Source organism: Martinezella multihospitum (assembly GCF_900094585.1).
In the GTDB taxonomy this organism is placed as follows: domain Bacteria; phylum Pseudomonadota; class Alphaproteobacteria; order Rhizobiales; family Rhizobiaceae; genus Rhizobium; species Rhizobium multihospitium.
In genome coordinates, this window is sequence record NZ_FMAG01000001.1 from 601,359 (window position 1) to 617,912 (window position 16,554).

The following is a 16,554-nucleotide window of genomic DNA, read 5'->3' on the forward strand; positions in this document are numbered from 1 at the left end:
ACGAGGCAACGACATTATGGATAGCCTTCCCGATCTCGCGGCCGTCGAGGCCATGGACGAGGCCGACCCGCTGCGCATTTTTCGCAGCCGCTTTGCCCTGCCTGCCGGCGTCATCTATCTCGACGGCAATTCGCTCGGCGCGGCTTCGCACGAAGTCTTTGCCGAAGTCCGTCAGGCCGCCATGGAAGAATGGGGCAACGGCCTGATCCGCAGCTGGAACAGCGCCGGATGGTTTCATCTGCCACTGGAACTCGGCGATCGCATCGGCCGGCTGATCGGCGCTGCCGAAGACCAGACTGTCGTGACCGACTCCACGTCGGTCAATATCTACAAGACGCTTCATGCGGCGCTCGCGATGCGACCGGATCGCAACGTCATCGTGGCGGAGGGCGATAGTTTCCCGACCGATCTCTACATGGCGGAAGGCGTCGTCTCGACTCGGCCCGGTGTCACGCTTCGTCTCGAAGGCCGCGATGCCGACACCATCGAAGAGCTGATCGGCGAGAATGTCGCCGTCGTGCTCGTCAATCACGTCAACTACAAGAGCGGCGAGCTGCGTGACATGGCGGCACTGACAAGACGCATTCAAGCGGCGGGCGCACTCGTCATTTGGGATCTGTGCCACAGCGCCGGCGCCCTGCCCGTCGATCTCGACGGCGCGGGTGCCGACTTCGCCGTCGGCTGCACCTACAAATATCTGAATGGCGGTCCCGGCGCACCTGCCTTCATTTATGCGGCGAAGCGTCATCACGCATCGATCAGCCAGCCTCTCAGCGGCTGGTGGAGCCACGCCCGTCCCTTCGCCTTCGAACAAAGCTTCGACGGCGATGCCGGCATCCAGCGCTTCCTTTGCGGGACGCAGCCGATCCTGTCGTTGCGCGCCCTGAAGGGGGCGCTCTCCATCTGGGACGAGGTGGATATGAATGCTTTGCGCCGGAAGAGCATCGCGCTCACCGACCTCTTCATCCGATTGGTCGAAGCAAAGTGCGGCCTCGAGCTGGAAACCACGCGCGACAGCGAGAAGCGCGGCAGCCAGGTCTCCTTCATCCACAGCAATGCCTATGAGGTCATGCAGGCCCTGATCGAGCGCGGCGTCATCGGCGATTTCCGCGCACCCTCGACACTGCGTTTCGGTTTCACGCCGCTCTATGTCAGCTATCGCGATGTCTGGCGGGCGGCTACGGTGCTGGAAGAGATCCTCAGCAGCGGATCGTGGAAGGAAGCGCGCTTTGCGGTGCGTTCGGCCGTAACCTGATGCGAATATCGGCAGCCGGAAGAGGGAGGCGGAGATGAGCTATTTCAAGGTTACCGATTGGGAGGCCGCCTATACCAACGGCGCCTATATCGTCGACGGTGACCAATGGCCGGCGGCCTGGGTCGAGCCGGCAAAAGCTTTCCGCGACAATCTGACGGCAGCAGGACGCACAAAACTCGATCTGGCCTATGCTCCGGCTGCGCGCAATCGCTTCGATCTCTTTCTCCCCGAAAGCCGACCGAAGGGATTGGTGGTTTTCGTCCATGGCGGCTACTGGCTGCAGCTGGACAAAAGCTACTGGTCGCATCTGGCGGCGGGTTCGATTGCAACCGGCTATGCCGTCGCGATCCCTTCGTACACGCTCTGCCCGGAAAATCGCATCGGCGGGATCGGCAAGGAAATCGCGGCAGCGATTACCGCAGCGGCCGAAATGGTCGACGGCCCGATCGTATTGACCGGCCATTCGGCCGGCGGTCAGCTCGTTGCCCGCATGATGACGACGACATCGCCGCTCAACGAGGCGTTTCTAAAGCGCATCCGGCATGTTCTTGCCATTTCCGGCCTCCACGACCTGCGCCCGATCATGAAGCGCAGCATGAACGCGCAGCTTCGCATCGATGACGCCGAAGCAAGGACCGAAAGCCCGGCTCTTCTCGAGCCGGTCGACAGCATTCGCCTCACCTGTTGGGTTGGTGGTGCCGAGCGCGCCGAATTCATCCGCCAGAATGCGCTGTTGGCCAATATCTGGACCGGGCTCGGGGCAGCAACTGAGGTAGTGGTCGAGCCAGACAAGCATCACTATACAGTGCTGGACGGCCTTACGGACGCTGAGCATACGCTGACGCGGACCCTGCTTGCAGAATAGCGTCTTCGCAGCAGGATCGAAAGTAGTGCCCTCGGCGCCACAAACACCGAGGGCATTATATCGTCAGCCGTTGACCGGCGCATTCATCGCCCAGGCGACGCCGAAGGGATCGCGCAGCTGCCCCCAGCGATCGCCCCAAAACATCACCTGCGGCTCGACGACCACTTCGGCTCCCGCATCGACGGCACGCTTCCACCAGAAATCGAGGTCATCCACGACAAGCTGCATCGTGAAGGACTGCGGCTTCTCCAGCGCATGGCCGTATTCCGGAAAGGCGTCGCCCAGCATGACCGAGCTACCGTTGATGTAGAGATGGACATGCATGGTCCGGCCTTTCTCGTCGACCGGATACATGAAAGCCTGTTCGGCACCGAAGGCGCGCTTGTAGAATTCGGCTGCCTTCACAGCCCCATCGACGGTCAGATAGGCCACGACGCCGCCGCGAACCGGCACGCGCGGCTGTTGGGATTGTTCTGTTGCATCGGTCATGTTCGTCTCCTTGGAACGGTTCTTGGTGTCACGCCCTCATCGGGGCTGACCCAAGGACGTTGGTCAACCAGCCTTCCCGACAACAGGGTACTAATTTTTTGCTATTATTCGCGATAGCCGCCCAGGCGTCTCGGCAGTCATCCATGCGCTGGTTTTCGGGCACGTAAGGTCCGGGCGGGACAGGCCTCACGGAGAATTCGCGCCAGGGCATCCTCACGTGACATTGGCCGCCCAAGCAGGAAACCCTGCACTTCGTCATAACCTTCGGCCCGCAATTTCGCCAATTGCGCCTCCGTCTCGATGCCTTCGGCCAATGTCACGGCGTTGAAGCCGGAGGCGATACCGACCACGGCCCGCACGATGGCGAGATTGCCGGGATCGGCATCCATGCCGGCGACGAAACTGCGGTCGAGCTTGATCTTGTCGAAAGAGAAGGAGCGCAGATAGCTGAGCGAGGAATAGCCCGTGCCGAAATCGTCGATCGCGATGCGAATGCCGAGCTCTTTGAGGGCACGCAGCAGCGACAGGCTTTGCTCGACCTCGGAAAGCAGGATGGATTCCGTGACCTCGATCTCCAGGCGTCCAGGGCAAAGACCTGTCTCGCTCAGCGCCGAGACGACGGTGGCCAGCAGGCTCGCATGACGGAACTGATAGACGGACAGGTTGATGGCCACCTTCAGATCTTCCGGCCACTCCATGGCAGCCCGGCAGGCTTCCCGCAGCACCCAGTCGCCGATCGGCACGATCATCCCCGTTTCTTCGGCGACGGGGATGAATTCCGCCGGTGCAATGAGCCCACGCTTGGGATGGCGCCAGCGGATCAGAGCTTCGAAGCCGGAGAGAACATCCTCATCCAGCCGGATGATCGGCTGGTAATGGAGTTCGAATTCATCATTCTGCAACGCCTCACGAAGCTCCAGCGTGAGCTGGTGGCGTCGTTCAGCTTCGAGCCGCATCTCGGTCTGATAGAAGCGATAGGTTGAGCGGCCGCTTGCCTTGGCTGCATAGAGCGCCAGATCCGCGTCCCGCATCAGAACATCGGCGTCGCTACCGTGTTCAGGCGCCATGGCAATACCGATGCTGCAGGTCACATGTTCCCGCACGCCGTCGAGATCGAAGGGTGCCGAGAGCGATTGCAACAACAGGTCGGCGAAGCGCCGGGCTCGCCCGGCATCCGTCATCCGCAAAACCAGCGCGAACTCGTCGCCGCCCAGGCGCGCGACCAGATCATTCCTCTCGGCAAGCTGCTGGAGGCGTTCGGCAACCTGGCGCAGGAGCATGTCGCCCGCGGCATGGCCCTTGCTGTCATTGATATGCTTGAAATGATCGACATCGATGTAGAGCAGCGCGATTGGCTTTTCCGGCGTGGCAGCAGCCACCTGTCGCACGATGCTCTCGGAAAAGAAGGCCCTGTTCGGAAGGCCGGTCAGGGAATCATGCATGGCAAGATGCGCAAGCCGCGCCTCGACGCTGCGCTCCTCGGTCACATCCTGGGAGATGCCAAGAACATAGCGTGGCGCTTGCCCTGACGGTGCAGGAAGCGCCCGCTTCGCGGTCTTCAGGATACGCAACGCGCCATCTACGGTGTGAATGGTTTCCTCGAAGTAGACGGTTGCGGCGGTTTCGAAGGCAAGCTTGTCCTGTTCCCGGAAAAGCGCCGTCTGCTCATCGGAGAATATCGCCCGATCCGACTTGCCGATCATATCCTGTGCTGCCTGCCCGACGATGCCCCCACATGCCTCGTTGAACAGGATATAGCGGCCATCCCGCTCCATGTCCTTGACGAAGACGCCGACCGGGAGATTGTCGACGATGCTGTCGAGCAGCGACTGGGTGGCGTCGACCTGCCGCCGTGCCGCATTGACCTCGGTGCGGTCCTGCACGATCGCCAGAATCGCCATCTTGCCGTCGAAGCGGATCTCCCGCCCATAGGTCAGGACTTCGAATGTCTCGCCATCCGCCTTCAGATGCGTCCAACGCTGCGCCGTCTCGATGTCGGTACGGTAGTGCACGGCATCCAGCATACGCTCGCGTTCCACGGATGGCCTGATGTCGAGCACGGTCATGACCGCGAAGTCCGCATCGCCATAGCCATAGAGGTCGCGGGCCGCATCGTTGACGATCAGAAACTTCAACGTCTGCGGATCATAGACCCACATCGGCGACGGATGCGTCTTGAAAAGCGACCGAAAATCGTCGTTCGGGGCGTCGGGCCAAACGGAATTCATAGGAAGGTCGACCTTGCCAATTCGAGTTTGAAGATTAGCGAATTGGATATTGATAGACGAAAAAACTAAATAAAATCAAAATTGTAACAAGATTAAACTTTAGGCAAAAGCCTATCGAATATGCAACGGCAGGCTTTATTCTCTTCGCCCCGTTTCACCGACATGGGACGGCAAATGCCGCGAGGTTCAAAGCCCCGCTTTGGAGAGCGCATGGATGACGCCGTGAAGCTCGCCAAGGCCTTTCAGGCGGCCGATAAGGGAATAGCCGGGATTGGTCGGCTTATCGATATCGTCGCCGATAAGATGTCCGTGGTCCGGCCGCATCGGGATCATATGATCTTCCCGTCCTTCCTTGCGACGCTGTGCCTCCTCGGCGAGCAATGTGCCCAGAATGGCATACATATCGCTGCGTCCCTCCAAATGAGAGGCCTCCACGAACGATCCATCGGCTTCGATCGCAACGTCGCGCAGATGCGCGAAATTGATGCGCGAGGCGAATTCGCTTGCGATAGCAAGTACATCATTGTCGGCGCGAGAGCCGAGAGATCCGACACAGAGCGTCAAACCATTGGCCGGATTATCGACATTGCCGAGGATGCGGCGCAGATCCGACGCCGTCGAGACGATGCGCGGCAGGCCAAAGAGCGAGATGGGCGGATCGTCAGGATGGATCGCAAGGCTGGCGCCGAGTTCTGCGGCAACCGGCACGATCTCGCGCAGGAAGGCTTCGAGATTGGCCTGGAGATCCTCAGCCGTCATGCCCTCGAAGAGGGCGATGGCCGAACGGATGGCATCGCGGCCATAGCTGTCCTCGCCGCCGGGAAGACCGGCGATGATGTTGTTCTCCAACCGTTGCACAGCCTCCGGCGAGAGCCCCTTCAGCCGCTCCTCGGCACGCAGCAGCAGGTCCGGCGCATAATTTTCTTCCGCACCCTTCCTGCGCAGGACGAAAGCGTCATAGGCAACGAACTCCACCATGTCGAACCGCAATGCGAGCGCGGTGGTTGGCATTTCGAAGCGCAGATCCGTACGCGTCCAGTCGACAACCGGCATGAAATTGTAGCAGACGGTTTTGATACCGGAGCGGGCGAGATTAGCGAGACTGTCCTTCCAGACGCCAATCGCTGCCTTTGCCCCTGCCCCGCCGAGCTTGATCGCGCTTGGCACCGGGATCGATTCACAGACGCTCCAGCGTAGCCCCGCCGCTTCCACCAGCGCCTTTCGCGCCTCGATTTCGGCCGGCATCCAGACACGCGAATGCGAGACCTCGTGCAGTGCCGTGACGATGCCCGTCGCGCCGGCCTGGCGCGCATGCGAGAGCGGAACGAGATCCTTCGGACCGAACCAACGCCAGCAGCTTTCCATACGGCATCCCCTCCATTTGTCGGTCAAAATACTGCTGAAAAGCGAAATGTCCATTGTATCGCGTCGCTTGACACCCATTATTGACCAACAATATGCTTTCGACAACGGAGGAGAGACGGTGGTAGATACCGCTGATGTCAAGGATAGAGGTTCGGCGGTCGATCAGGTGGTCGATGCGCTGCGGCGGCTGATGCGCGAGCGCAATCTCGGTCTCGGAGACGCGCTACCCTCGGAAGCCGAGCTCGCTTCCATGTTCAATGCCAGCCGCAATACGGTGCGCGAAGCGATCCGCATCCTGAAGGCCTATGGCATCGTCGAAAGCCGCCAGAAGGTCGGCGCCGTTATAACGGATCGCCGCCAGCAGGCGCTGATGGATCTCTTCTCCTTCGCTATCGACATCTCGGCGGAAAGCTTTCTCGATATCCAGGGGTTTCGTCGCCTCATCGAGGTCAATCTCAGTGATCTTCTGTTCGAAACTGCCGATGAAACCGCCATCGACAGGCTGCGCTCCATCAACGACGCGATGAAGGCCGCATCGACATTAGCGGAGGCTGCGGCACTTGATTTCAGGTTTCATGCCGCGCTCATCGGCTTTGCCGGCAATCAGACCCTGTCACAAGTCTATGGCATTCTGCAGCCATTGTTGCAGCGGCTGATGGAAGCGGGCAAGCGTTCACGCGAGGCTGTCGACAGCGCCTATAATGACCATCGCGCCATCATCGAAGCGTTGGAACAACGGGATCGAATCGCTTACGCCTATCACATGAACCGCCACCTGCAGGCGGGCCTGCAGTTCATCGCGCCAAAGGCTGTTTGAGACATCCATTTCATCACGGACACATGACATGAAAAGACAGACGCTCGACACCGGCTGGACCATCTCGCGCCTTCGCGCGCCATCCAGCGCACCGGCCCTGCCCAATTCGATCCCCGCGACCGTGCCGGGCAACGTTCATCTCGACCTGATGGCGGCGCAGCTGATCACCGATCCCTATCTCGACGTCAACGAAATCTCGCAGGACTGGATCGGCCGCTCAGCGTGGCGCTATCGTCTGGCCTTCGACTGGGATGGCGAGGACGCCGAGCGCATCGACCTTTCCTGCCTAGGCCTCGACACGGCGGCACGCCTGGAACTGAATGGCAGCCTGCTTGGCGAAACCCGCAACATGCATCGCAGCTACCGCTTTGGCATCGGCGATCATCTGAAAAGCGGCCGCAACGAGCTGATCGTCGATTTCCAGTCCGCCTACGAACATGGCGAGGAAGTCCGCAAGCAGCTCGGCAGCGCCGCCGATATTCCCCAGAACTATCCCGGCCCAAGCAATCTCATCCGCAAAATGGCCTGCAATTTCGGCTGGGACTGGGGTCCGACGGTTGTCACCTCTGGCATCTGGAAACCTGTCGTCATCGAAAGCTGGTCGAAGGCACGTCTCGGCAGCATCCGCCCGGAAATCACTTTGCAAGGCAGCCAGGGCGTCGCACGCTTGCATGTCGAAATCGAATGGGCCGACAAGGGCACGGATAGCGTGGCGCTCGTCCTCTCCATCGGCGGCAAGCGCGCGGAAGTCCGCGTCGCCCAAGGCGAGACCCATGCGCTGATCGAATGCCGGATCGACAATCCGCAGGTCTGGTGGCCGCATGGCATGGGCGGTCAGCCGCTTTACGATCTCGACCTGCAGCTGCTTGGGTCGGACGGTGCGGCACTGGACAACTGGAAGCGGCGCGTCGGCTTCCGTTCGGTACGGCTGGATACGGCAGCCGACGAGATCGGCTCCGCCTTCACGCTCGTCGTCAACGACGTGCCGGTCTTTGCCCGCGGCGCCAACTGGATCCCCGACGATTGCTTCCTGCCGCGCGTGACGCGCGAACGCTATCGCGAGCGGATCGCCCAGGCTCGCGACGCCAACATGAACATGCTGCGCGTCTGGGGTGGCGGCATCTATGAGACCGATACCTTCTACGAGGAATGCGATGCCGCCGGCATCATGGTTTGGCAGGACTTCCTGTTTGCCTGCGCCACCTATCCCGAAGAAGAGCCGGTCTACAGCGAGATCGAGGCGGAAGCACGCGAGGCGATCACACGGCTCATGCCCTACGCCTCGCTGGTGATCTGGAACGGCAACAACGAGAATATATGGGGCTATTTCGACTGGGGCTGGCAGGACGTGCTCGGCAATCGCCCCTGGGGCGCCGGCTACTATCTCGATCTGCTGCCAAAGCTGGTCGCCGAGACCGATCCGACACGTCCCTATTGGCCGGGCAGCCCCTATTCCGGCTCGATGGAGATAGCGCCGAATGCCGACGAACACGGCTGCAGGCACATCTGGGATGTCTGGAACGAGGTGGGCTACGAGACCTACCGCAACTACATCCCGCGCTTCTGCTCGGAATTCGGCTGGCAGGCGCCGCCGACCTTCGCAACGCTTGCCCAATCCGTGCGCGAGAAGGACCGCGCCCCGGCCTCTCCCGCAGTCCTGCATCACCAGAAAGCAACCGGCGGCAACGACAAGCTTCTGCAGGGATTGGAAGGCTGGTTCCCGCACCCGCAAAATTTCGACGACTGGCTTTTCGTCACGCAGCTGAACCAGGCACGCGCGATCAGCTACGGCATCGACCATATGCGCTCGCACCGGCCGACCTGTATGGGCACCATCGTCTGGCAGCTCAACGACTGCTGGCCGGTGACCTCCTGGGCGGCCGTCGATGGCGCCGGCCGGAAGAAGCCGCTCTGGTATGCCTTGAAGCATAGCTATGCCCCGCATCTCCTCACCATCCAGCCGCGCGGCGATGGCCTGGCGGCGATCGCAGTCAATGACGCGACCCTGTTCTGGCGCGTGCCCTTCACGGTCGAGCGTTTCGATTTCAACGGCAAGCTGCTTGCCCGCCACCATGTCTGGCGCATCCTCTGCGACCGCTTCGAAAATACGGATATTGCGATCCCGGCCGAGGTTACGACCCCGGGCGATCCACGCCGCGAATACCTGCGTGCGCGCCTCGGCGATGCGGAAGCCTGGTGGTTCTTCGAGAAGGATATGACGCTGCAATATCCGCAGCCGCGCTTCGACATCGAGAGCGTCCAGACGACGGACGGGATCAGCGTCACCATCACCGCTCAGTCGTTCCTGCGCGATGTCTGCCTGTTCGTCGACCGCATCAGCCCGAACGCCGAAGTCGATGACATGCTGGTCAATCTCGCGCCGGGCGAAAGCAGGACGTTCAAGGTAAGAGGTATTTCCAAGGAAGCCTTCGACGATGCCGATCTTTCGGCTGTTATCCGCACGGCCAACCAGGTTGCGGAGCGCCCGCACCACTGACACAAGGCGCTCTCCCACGGAAAAGATCCGGCGCAATGCGCCGGACCGGAGGCCTATATTTTCCGTAAGCCGTCACAAAAGATTGCGCTGGTGAATGGCGAATTGCCTCCTATGATCGGGCGGCGCCTTGTGATCTAGTGCCCCTCATCCGATCCATGAATCAGCGAGATCACGCTTATGTCCTCGGACACCAATCGCAGCTTTCAAACGCCCCGCCGCGAAGAACTTGGCCTCATCACGCTCGGCAATACCGCCGGTCTTTCGGCTTCGGCGCTGCCGAACGGCACGCTGTTTTCGATCGACTTTGCCGACCAGCAGGGCGGCGTCATGATCAATCAGGTCCTCGGTTCACCTGTCTATGGCGGCATTGGCCGGCTCTATCTGCGCATCGGCGGCCAAAAGCCGGCAACGGCCGAAATCGTCGGCCCGAAAGCTGCGGTAGAATTCGGCCACGGCAAGAGCGGTTTTTCCTGGAGCGGCGAGACGGCCGGCGTAAGACATACCGTCAGCCTGCGGCTGCATCCGAATGAGACCGCGTGGTTCTGGCAAATTTCGCTGGAAAACGGCACCAATGCAACGCTTTCGGCTGATCTCATCCTCGTCCAGGATGTCGGCCTCGGCGATCGCGGCTTCCTGATGAACAGCGAAGCCTATGCCTCGCAATATATCGATCATCACATCGCCAGCCATGCCGCCTTCGGTCCTGTCATCATGGTCAGGCAGAACCTCAAGCAGGGCGGCGGACGAAATCCGTGGCTCGCGCAGGGCTGCCTCGACGGCGCGGCTGGATACGCGACCGATGCGATCCAGCTCCTCGTGTCCTCCAAGGACAATGACGGCGTGATGGTACCGGATCTCGGCACAAACCTGCCGAGCGCGCGCCGCCAGCATGAGGTCGCCTGCCCGACAATCCAGTCGAAGCCGCTATCGCTGACACCAGGTGATGCCGCCGCGACGACCTTCTTCGGCCTCTTCATCGCCGATCATCCGGCCGCTTCCAGCGATGCCGATCTTGCCCATCTTGACGCTTTGCCGAAGCTTCAGAGTGAATTGGGCATGGACACGATTGCGGCCGCACAGTCGGCGCGCAGTCTCGTACAGGACGCCCCTCTTGTTGAGAGCGACAGCCTGGATCAGGCCGCCATCGACGCGCTTTATCCAAAGCGGATGCTGGAGGAGCACGCCGACGGAAAGCTGCTCTCCTTCTTCGTGCCGGATGGAGCGCACAACAGGCACATCGTGCTCCAGGAAAAAGAACGCCTGGTGGCCCGCCGTCACGGCGCCATCGTCCGCAGTGGGCAGAACATGCTGCTCGACGACCAGACGCTCGCCTCGACCTGCTGGATGCAGGGCATCTTCGCCGCGCAGCTGACCATCGGCAACACCTCCTTCCACAAGCTGTTCTCCGTCTCCCGCGACCCTTACAATCTGACGCGATCGAGCGGCCTGCGCATCCTTGTGGATCTCGGTGACGGCTGGCGCCTGCTCGGCGTGCCCGCCGCCTTCGAGATGGGCTTGAGCGACACGCGTTGGATCTACCGCCTTCCCGGCCGCACCATCACCATATCGGCAATCGCCTCCGGCGACGATCCGGCCATGCAGTGGAGCGTCTCAGTCGACGGCGAAGCCTGCCGCTTCCTCGTGTTCGGCCATATCGTGCTTGGCGAGCGCGACTATGAAGCCGTGGCGAATATCGCGGTCGACGCGGCCGCCAAGCGCATTTCCTTCCGGCCGCAGCCGTCGTGGCTCTGGGATCGGTATCCGAAGGCTGGATATCATCTCGTCACGTCGACCCCGGATGCGTTCGAAGCCGTTGGCGGCGATGAACTGCTCTATAACGACGGCACCGCCCGCAATGGCCCGTTCATCGCCCTGAAATCACGCCCGACGAAGGCGTTGCGCTTTGCCGTCACGGGATCGATGACCGATCCGGATGCGGCAGAAGCCCTTGCCGCGCGCTACAGCGCTGGTGTCGACAGCGAAGAGATGCTCGCACCCGCGCATCGCTTCTGGAGCCATGTGACGCGCGGCGCACGCATCGAGGGCAACGGCCGTGATGTGGCTGCACAAGCGGTCATGCTGCCCTGGATCGCGCATGACGCCATCGTGCATTTGAGCGTGCCGCACGGGCTGGAGCAATATACAGGGGCTGCCTGGGGCACGCGTGACGTCTGCCAGGGGCCGATCGAATTCCTGCTCGCCTATGAGCATGACGAAGAGGCCCGGCAGATCCTTTCGACGCTCTTTTCCGAGCAGTACCGTGATCGCGGCGACTGGCCGCAATGGTTCATGCTCGAGCCTTATGCCAACATCCGTGCCGGCGAGGCGCATGGCGATATCGTCGTCTGGCCGCTGAAAGCGCTCTGCGATTATATCGAGGCGACCGGCAATATCACCTTCCTCGCCGAAACCGTGCCGTGGCGCGCCGACGACACCATGCAGCTGACTTCGGAACGCGCGACGATCTCCGATCACATCGAAAAACTGCTTGATACCGTGCGTAGCCGCTTCGTGCCTGGCACGAGCCTTATCCGCTACGGCGAAGGCGACTGGAACGACAGCCTGCAGCCGGCCGATCCGCACTTGCGCGACTGGATGGTCAGCAGCTGGACTGTTTCACTTCTGTACGAACAGCTGGTGCGCTACGCCAACATCCTGACGCTCGCCAGCCGCAATGAGGAGGCGCAGTCGCTTCAAGCGACCGCCGTTGCCATGCGTGCCGATTTCAACCGGCTGCTGATGCGGGATGGAATCGTAGCCGGCTACGGCGTCTTCGATCCGAGCCATGATGGCGTCGAATTGCTGCTGCACCCTGAGGATACCCGCACCGGCCTGCATTATTCGCTGATCGCGATGACGCAGCCGATGATCGGTGGCCTGTTCACGCCGGATCAGCGCCACGCCCATATGAAGATCATCCGCGAGAACCTGCTGTTCCCGGATGGCGTCCGATTGATGGAACAGCCGGCGACGTACTCGGGCGGTCCGGAAAAGCTCTTCCGTCGTGCCGAGTCCTCCTCCTTCTTCGGTCGCGAGATCGGGCTCATGTATGTGCATGCGCATCTGCGCTACTGCGAGGCCCTTGCCCTCGACGACGACGCGGAGGCCGTATGGGCGGCGCTCGCGCTTGCCAATCCGATCGCGGTCAGCGGCCGGGTGGAACATGCGTCGCTCCGCCAGCGCAACACCTATTTCAGCAGCAGCGACGCGGCCTTCGACGATCGCTATCAGGCATCTGCGGAATGGGCGCGCGTCAAGGCCGGCGATATCGCCGCCGATGGCGGCTGGCGCATCTATTCGAGCGGCCCCGGCCTCTACACCAAGAGCCTGATCGGCAACATCTTCGGCTTCAAGCGGCAGTTCGGCCAGCGCATCCGCAAACCGCTCTTGCCGGCCTCGATCGGCGCCTGCGAGGTCAAGCTGGATTTCAAGGCCTGAGCCAATCGCGGATAGCAAAAGGGGCCGCAGCACCGGTTCCTTTTGCCAAGCCTTGGATAGTCGCCGACACCTCAGAGAGTGCCTTCTTGCCTCCGTGGACCTTCCGGTTAACCGAATCGGCTAGTCTCATGCGGATGTGCAAAACCCGGAGGCGGATTTGGAAACGGCGCTCTATCTCCCGATCAAGTCATTTCTCGAAGCTGCCGGCTATGCAGTGAAAGGCGAGGTCGGCGGCTGCGACCTCGTCGGCTTGACTGATGGTGAGCCACCCGTCGTCGTCATCTGCGAGCTGAAGATGACCTTCAATCTCGAGCTGATCCTGCAAGCCGTCGATCGCGCCGCTGCCAGTGATGAAGTTTGGATCGCCGCCCGCGTCTCGGCAAAGGGCAAGGGCCGGGAGGGCGATCGCCGTTTCCGCGACTTGTGCCGCAGGCTGGGCTTCGGCATGCTGGCGGTATCGGATAACGACCTGGTCGATGTCATCGTCAGCCCCATTGCCCCGATGCCGCGCAAGAATGCACGGCGCAGATCACGCCTTGTTGAAGAACATCGTCGGCGCAAGGGTGATCCCGCTCTTGGGGGCAGCACGCGCAAGCCGATCATGACCGCTTATCGCCAGCAGGCTCTCGTCTGCGCCGCCGCGATCGAAGGCGGCGTGCAGCGCCCGAAGGATATGCGCGAAGCAGCGCCAAAGGCTCCGCAAATTCTGAGGGATAACGTCTACGGCTGGTTCGAGCGTGTCGACCGCGGCATCTATGCGTTGACGGAACTTGGAACGGAAGCCCTTAAGAGATGGCCGATGCCGCAGAGCTGAATATGGAAAAATTCCGGCTGCCCAACATTAAATTCATGTAATATCTTAACATTTTGCAATAAAAACATGATCAATATTTAATTTGTAAAAGTCTCTTGGCGGATCATATTAGCACCAAGCGCCAATTCAAATCTATACTTTGCTTCCCGCAGTAAAAACGGGAAACAAAGTCGCTCGCAAAATTGACGCGGACCAATCGAAGCCCGTTCCAAATTTCCAAATATGGACGGGACGCCAAACCGCCAACGATCTCGCAAGGGACTTTTGCCATGCCTTCTCTTCTCCGCAAACATCGCACTGCAGCCATCGTCGGCGCCGCTATCATCGTCGGCGCTGGCGCATTGCCTTTCGCCTTCAGCACGTCTGCAACCGTCGCATCGGCCGCCGAACCGGCCGGCATCATCGCACCCGGCGGCTCCTTCGCTCCGATCGTCGACGCCGACAAACCGGCTGTCGTCACCGTGACCACCACCATGAAAGCGACCGATACCAGCGCCGACGGCAGCAATTCGCCGATGGACGAGCAGTTCCGGCAATTCTTCGAAAATCAGGGCATCCCCTTCCCCAAGCAGATGCCGCATCAGCAGCAGAATCAGCGCGCCATGGCGCTCGGTTCCGGCTTCATCATCAGCCCTGACGGCATCATCGTCACCAACAACCACGTCATTCAGAATGCGGTTGACATCAAGGTGACGCTCGATGACGGCACCGAGCTGCCGGCCAAATTGCTGGGCGCCGATGCCAAGTCCGATCTTGCCGTCCTAAAGATCAACGCACCGAAGCCGCTCGCCACCATCGCCTGGGGTGACTCCGACAAGCTGAAGCTTGGCGACCAGATTCTCGCGATCGGCAATCCCTTCGGTATCGGCACGACCGTCACCGCCGGTATCGTTTCGGCCCGCGGCCGCGACCTGCACAGCGGCCCGTATGACGACTTCATCCAGATCGACGCCCCGATCAATCACGGCAATTCCGGCGGCCCGCTGGTCGACCGCGAAGGCAATGTCGTCGGCATCAACACCGCCATCTATTCTCCGAACGGCGGCAGCGTTGGCGTCGGCTTTGCCATTCCGTCCGACGAGGCCAAGGCGATCGTCGCCAAGCTGGAAAAGAACGGCTCGATCGATCACGGCTACCTCGGTGTCGCCATCCAGCCGGTGACCTCCGATATCGCCAATGCCATGGGCCTCTCGCAGACCCAGGGCGCACTCGTCGCCAGCGTCAACGACGATACGCCGGCCGCCCGCGCCGGCATCAGGAGTGGCGACATCGTCACGGCCGTCGGTAACGAGACCGTCAAGACGCCGAAGGACCTGTCGCGGCTGGTCGCCGATCTCTCTCCCGGCGACAAGCGCTCGATCACGCTGTGGCGCGACGGCAAAAGCATGGATGTCAATGTCACCATCGGCGGCAGTGACGACAGCAAGCAGGCTGCCAACGATGCCGGCGACGGCAAGGTCCAGCCATCCAACCAGCCGAGCATCGGTGTCGGCCTTGCCAATCTGACGCCCGATGTGCGTGAGCAGCTGAACCTGCCGCATGGCGTCGAGGGTGCCGTCGTTGCCAGCGTCAATCCGGACAAGCCGGCCGCAGCTGCCGGCATCCAGACCGGCGACATCATCGTCTCGGTCAACGATCAGCCGGTGCGCAACGCTCATGAAGTGCAGACGGCCGTCGCCAAGGCCGGCAAGGATGGCCGCAAATCCGTGCTGCTCCTGATCGAACGCAACGGTGATAAGACCTTCGTCGCTGTCCCGTTCTCGGCCGCTTAAAAAGTCTAAGACATTCTACAATCGGCCCGCTTCCCTCTACGAGGCGGGCCGATTGTCGTTATGTCACCAGCAATCCCCGCCGTTCTGCAAGGCCGATCGTTGCCAGCGTTCCGGCATTGAAGGGCAGAAAATCCGCCTCGATGCCATCGCTGAAGATGACGCCATGTTCCGCCATCTCGGACATGACGGTCATCGGCATCTCTGCCCCGATCTGTCCGGAAACCAACGAAACGCCCGTCGTCCGGCTTGGGAATGGTTCCCGCACGAAATAGTGCAGGAATTCCGCATCCCAGGGAAATGCAGCGTCGGCAATCCCTGCCGGCAGCTCCACGCCACAGCTTGCCGCAGCACCCACCCAGCCGGCATAGAGGCTCTTCAGCCAGCCCGTCGACCCCATGCCCGTCGAGATGATGATGCCGCTCGACGATTGCCGCTCGTGCCGCTCGCCGACCCGGAGGTCGTAGCGAGCCGAAACGTGGCTGCGCGGGCCGATGAAGAGGTCGTTCACCGCATAAAGCACTTCGCCAGTGTTGAGCGCGGCCTTTGCCATGCTGACGCGCTTGAGTGGTCGGCGCTGCGCCAAGGCTTCCCGCATGACCTTACCGAGATCGGCGACCTGAAAGGGCAGCAACACGCCGTCCCATCGTTTCGGATCCGGATTGACGCCGAGCACGTTCTGGCCATCAAGATATTTCAGCGTATTGGCGACTAGGCCGTCCTGTCCAAGCACGACGACGAGATCGTCGGCGCCGAAAATGAAGTTCGCAAGATAGCGCCGGTTGAGCGTCTGCACCCTGGCGACGGTACGCAGGCTGGTTTCGACGTCGCGCACCGCCGCCTGATAGTGCTGCTGTTCTGCGAGATAATCGCCGAAGTCCGCGCCCAGATGCTCGACATAGAACTGCGCCTGCTGGACGGTATTGAAGCGCGCGACAAGTTCATCGAGGCGAGTGTCGCGTACGATGAGGACGATCTTTCTATCATCTGCCTTTCCGTTGTTCGCGACGGGCATGG

The 16,554-nt window shown here is 61.3% G+C and carries 11 protein-coding genes; 7 read left to right on the forward strand and 4 right to left on the reverse strand.

Features of this window, described 5'->3' with window-relative positions; genetic code table 11:
- The first annotated feature begins 16 nt into the window (after positions 1–16).
- Entirely contained in the window at positions 17–1,255 is a 1,239-nt protein-coding gene (gene kynU / locus GA0061103_RS02725) for a kynureninase (RefSeq protein WP_092706851.1), read from the forward strand.
- 34 nt (positions 1,256–1,289) lie between these two features.
- Positions 1,290–2,120, forward strand: a complete 831-nt coding sequence (locus tag GA0061103_RS02730; RefSeq protein ID WP_092706853.1) for an alpha/beta hydrolase — start codon at positions 1,290–1,292, stop codon at positions 2,118–2,120.
- A gap of 63 nt (positions 2,121–2,183) precedes the next feature.
- Here the strand turns inward: GA0061103_RS02730 and GA0061103_RS02735 are convergent, their stop codons facing one another.
- The 3 genes from GA0061103_RS02735 to uxuA form a co-directional block, all read right to left on the reverse strand.
- Entirely contained in the window at positions 2,184–2,609 is a 426-nt protein-coding gene (locus GA0061103_RS02735; protein ID WP_092706855.1) for a VOC family protein, read from the reverse strand.
- 137 nt (positions 2,610–2,746) lie between these two features.
- Entirely contained in the window at positions 2,747–4,837 is a 2,091-nt protein-coding gene (locus GA0061103_RS02740) for a putative bifunctional diguanylate cyclase/phosphodiesterase (RefSeq protein ID WP_092706857.1), read from the reverse strand.
- A gap of 186 nt (positions 4,838–5,023) precedes the next feature.
- Positions 5,024–6,202, reverse strand: a complete 1,179-nt coding sequence (gene uxuA, locus GA0061103_RS02745; RefSeq protein ID WP_092706859.1) for a mannonate dehydratase — start codon at positions 6,200–6,202, stop codon at positions 5,024–5,026.
- Positions 6,203–6,320: 118 nt separating this feature from the next.
- Here uxuA and GA0061103_RS02750 point away from each other — a divergent pair, with 118 nt between their 5' ends.
- The 5 genes from GA0061103_RS02750 to GA0061103_RS02770 all read left to right on the forward strand — a co-directional run bounded on the left by GA0061103_RS02750 (position 6,321) and on the right by GA0061103_RS02770 (position 15,540).
- The gene (locus tag GA0061103_RS02750) at positions 6,321–7,019 is read left to right on the forward strand and encodes a FadR/GntR family transcriptional regulator (RefSeq protein WP_092708548.1); all 699 of its coding nucleotides are present in this window, start codon (positions 6,321–6,323) and stop codon (positions 7,017–7,019) included.
- 28 nt (positions 7,020–7,047) lie between these two features.
- Positions 7,048–9,516: a glycoside hydrolase family 2 protein gene (locus GA0061103_RS02755; RefSeq protein WP_092706861.1), complete on the forward strand. Its 2,469-nt coding sequence runs from the start codon at positions 7,048–7,050 to the stop codon at positions 9,514–9,516.
- A gap of 177 nt (positions 9,517–9,693) precedes the next feature.
- The gene (locus tag GA0061103_RS02760) at positions 9,694–12,954 is read left to right on the forward strand and encodes a GH36-type glycosyl hydrolase domain-containing protein (RefSeq protein ID WP_092706863.1); all 3,261 of its coding nucleotides are present in this window, start codon (positions 9,694–9,696) and stop codon (positions 12,952–12,954) included.
- Positions 12,955–13,111: 157 nt separating this feature from the next.
- A complete protein-coding gene (locus GA0061103_RS02765) occupies positions 13,112–13,768 on the forward strand; it encodes a DUF2161 domain-containing phosphodiesterase (RefSeq protein WP_092706864.1) in 657 nt (218 codons plus the stop codon).
- 269 nt (positions 13,769–14,037) lie between these two features.
- Positions 14,038–15,540, forward strand: coding sequence for a DegQ family serine endoprotease (locus GA0061103_RS02770; RefSeq protein ID WP_092706866.1), 1,503 nt, complete (start codon positions 14,038–14,040; stop codon positions 15,538–15,540).
- Positions 15,541–15,598: 58 nt separating this feature from the next.
- Here GA0061103_RS02770 and GA0061103_RS02775 read toward each other — a convergent pair whose 3' ends face one another.
- Entirely contained in the window at positions 15,599–16,552 is a 954-nt protein-coding gene (locus GA0061103_RS02775; protein WP_092706868.1) for a diacylglycerol kinase catalytic domain-containing protein, read from the reverse strand.
- Positions 16,553–16,554: the final 2 nt, after the last annotated feature.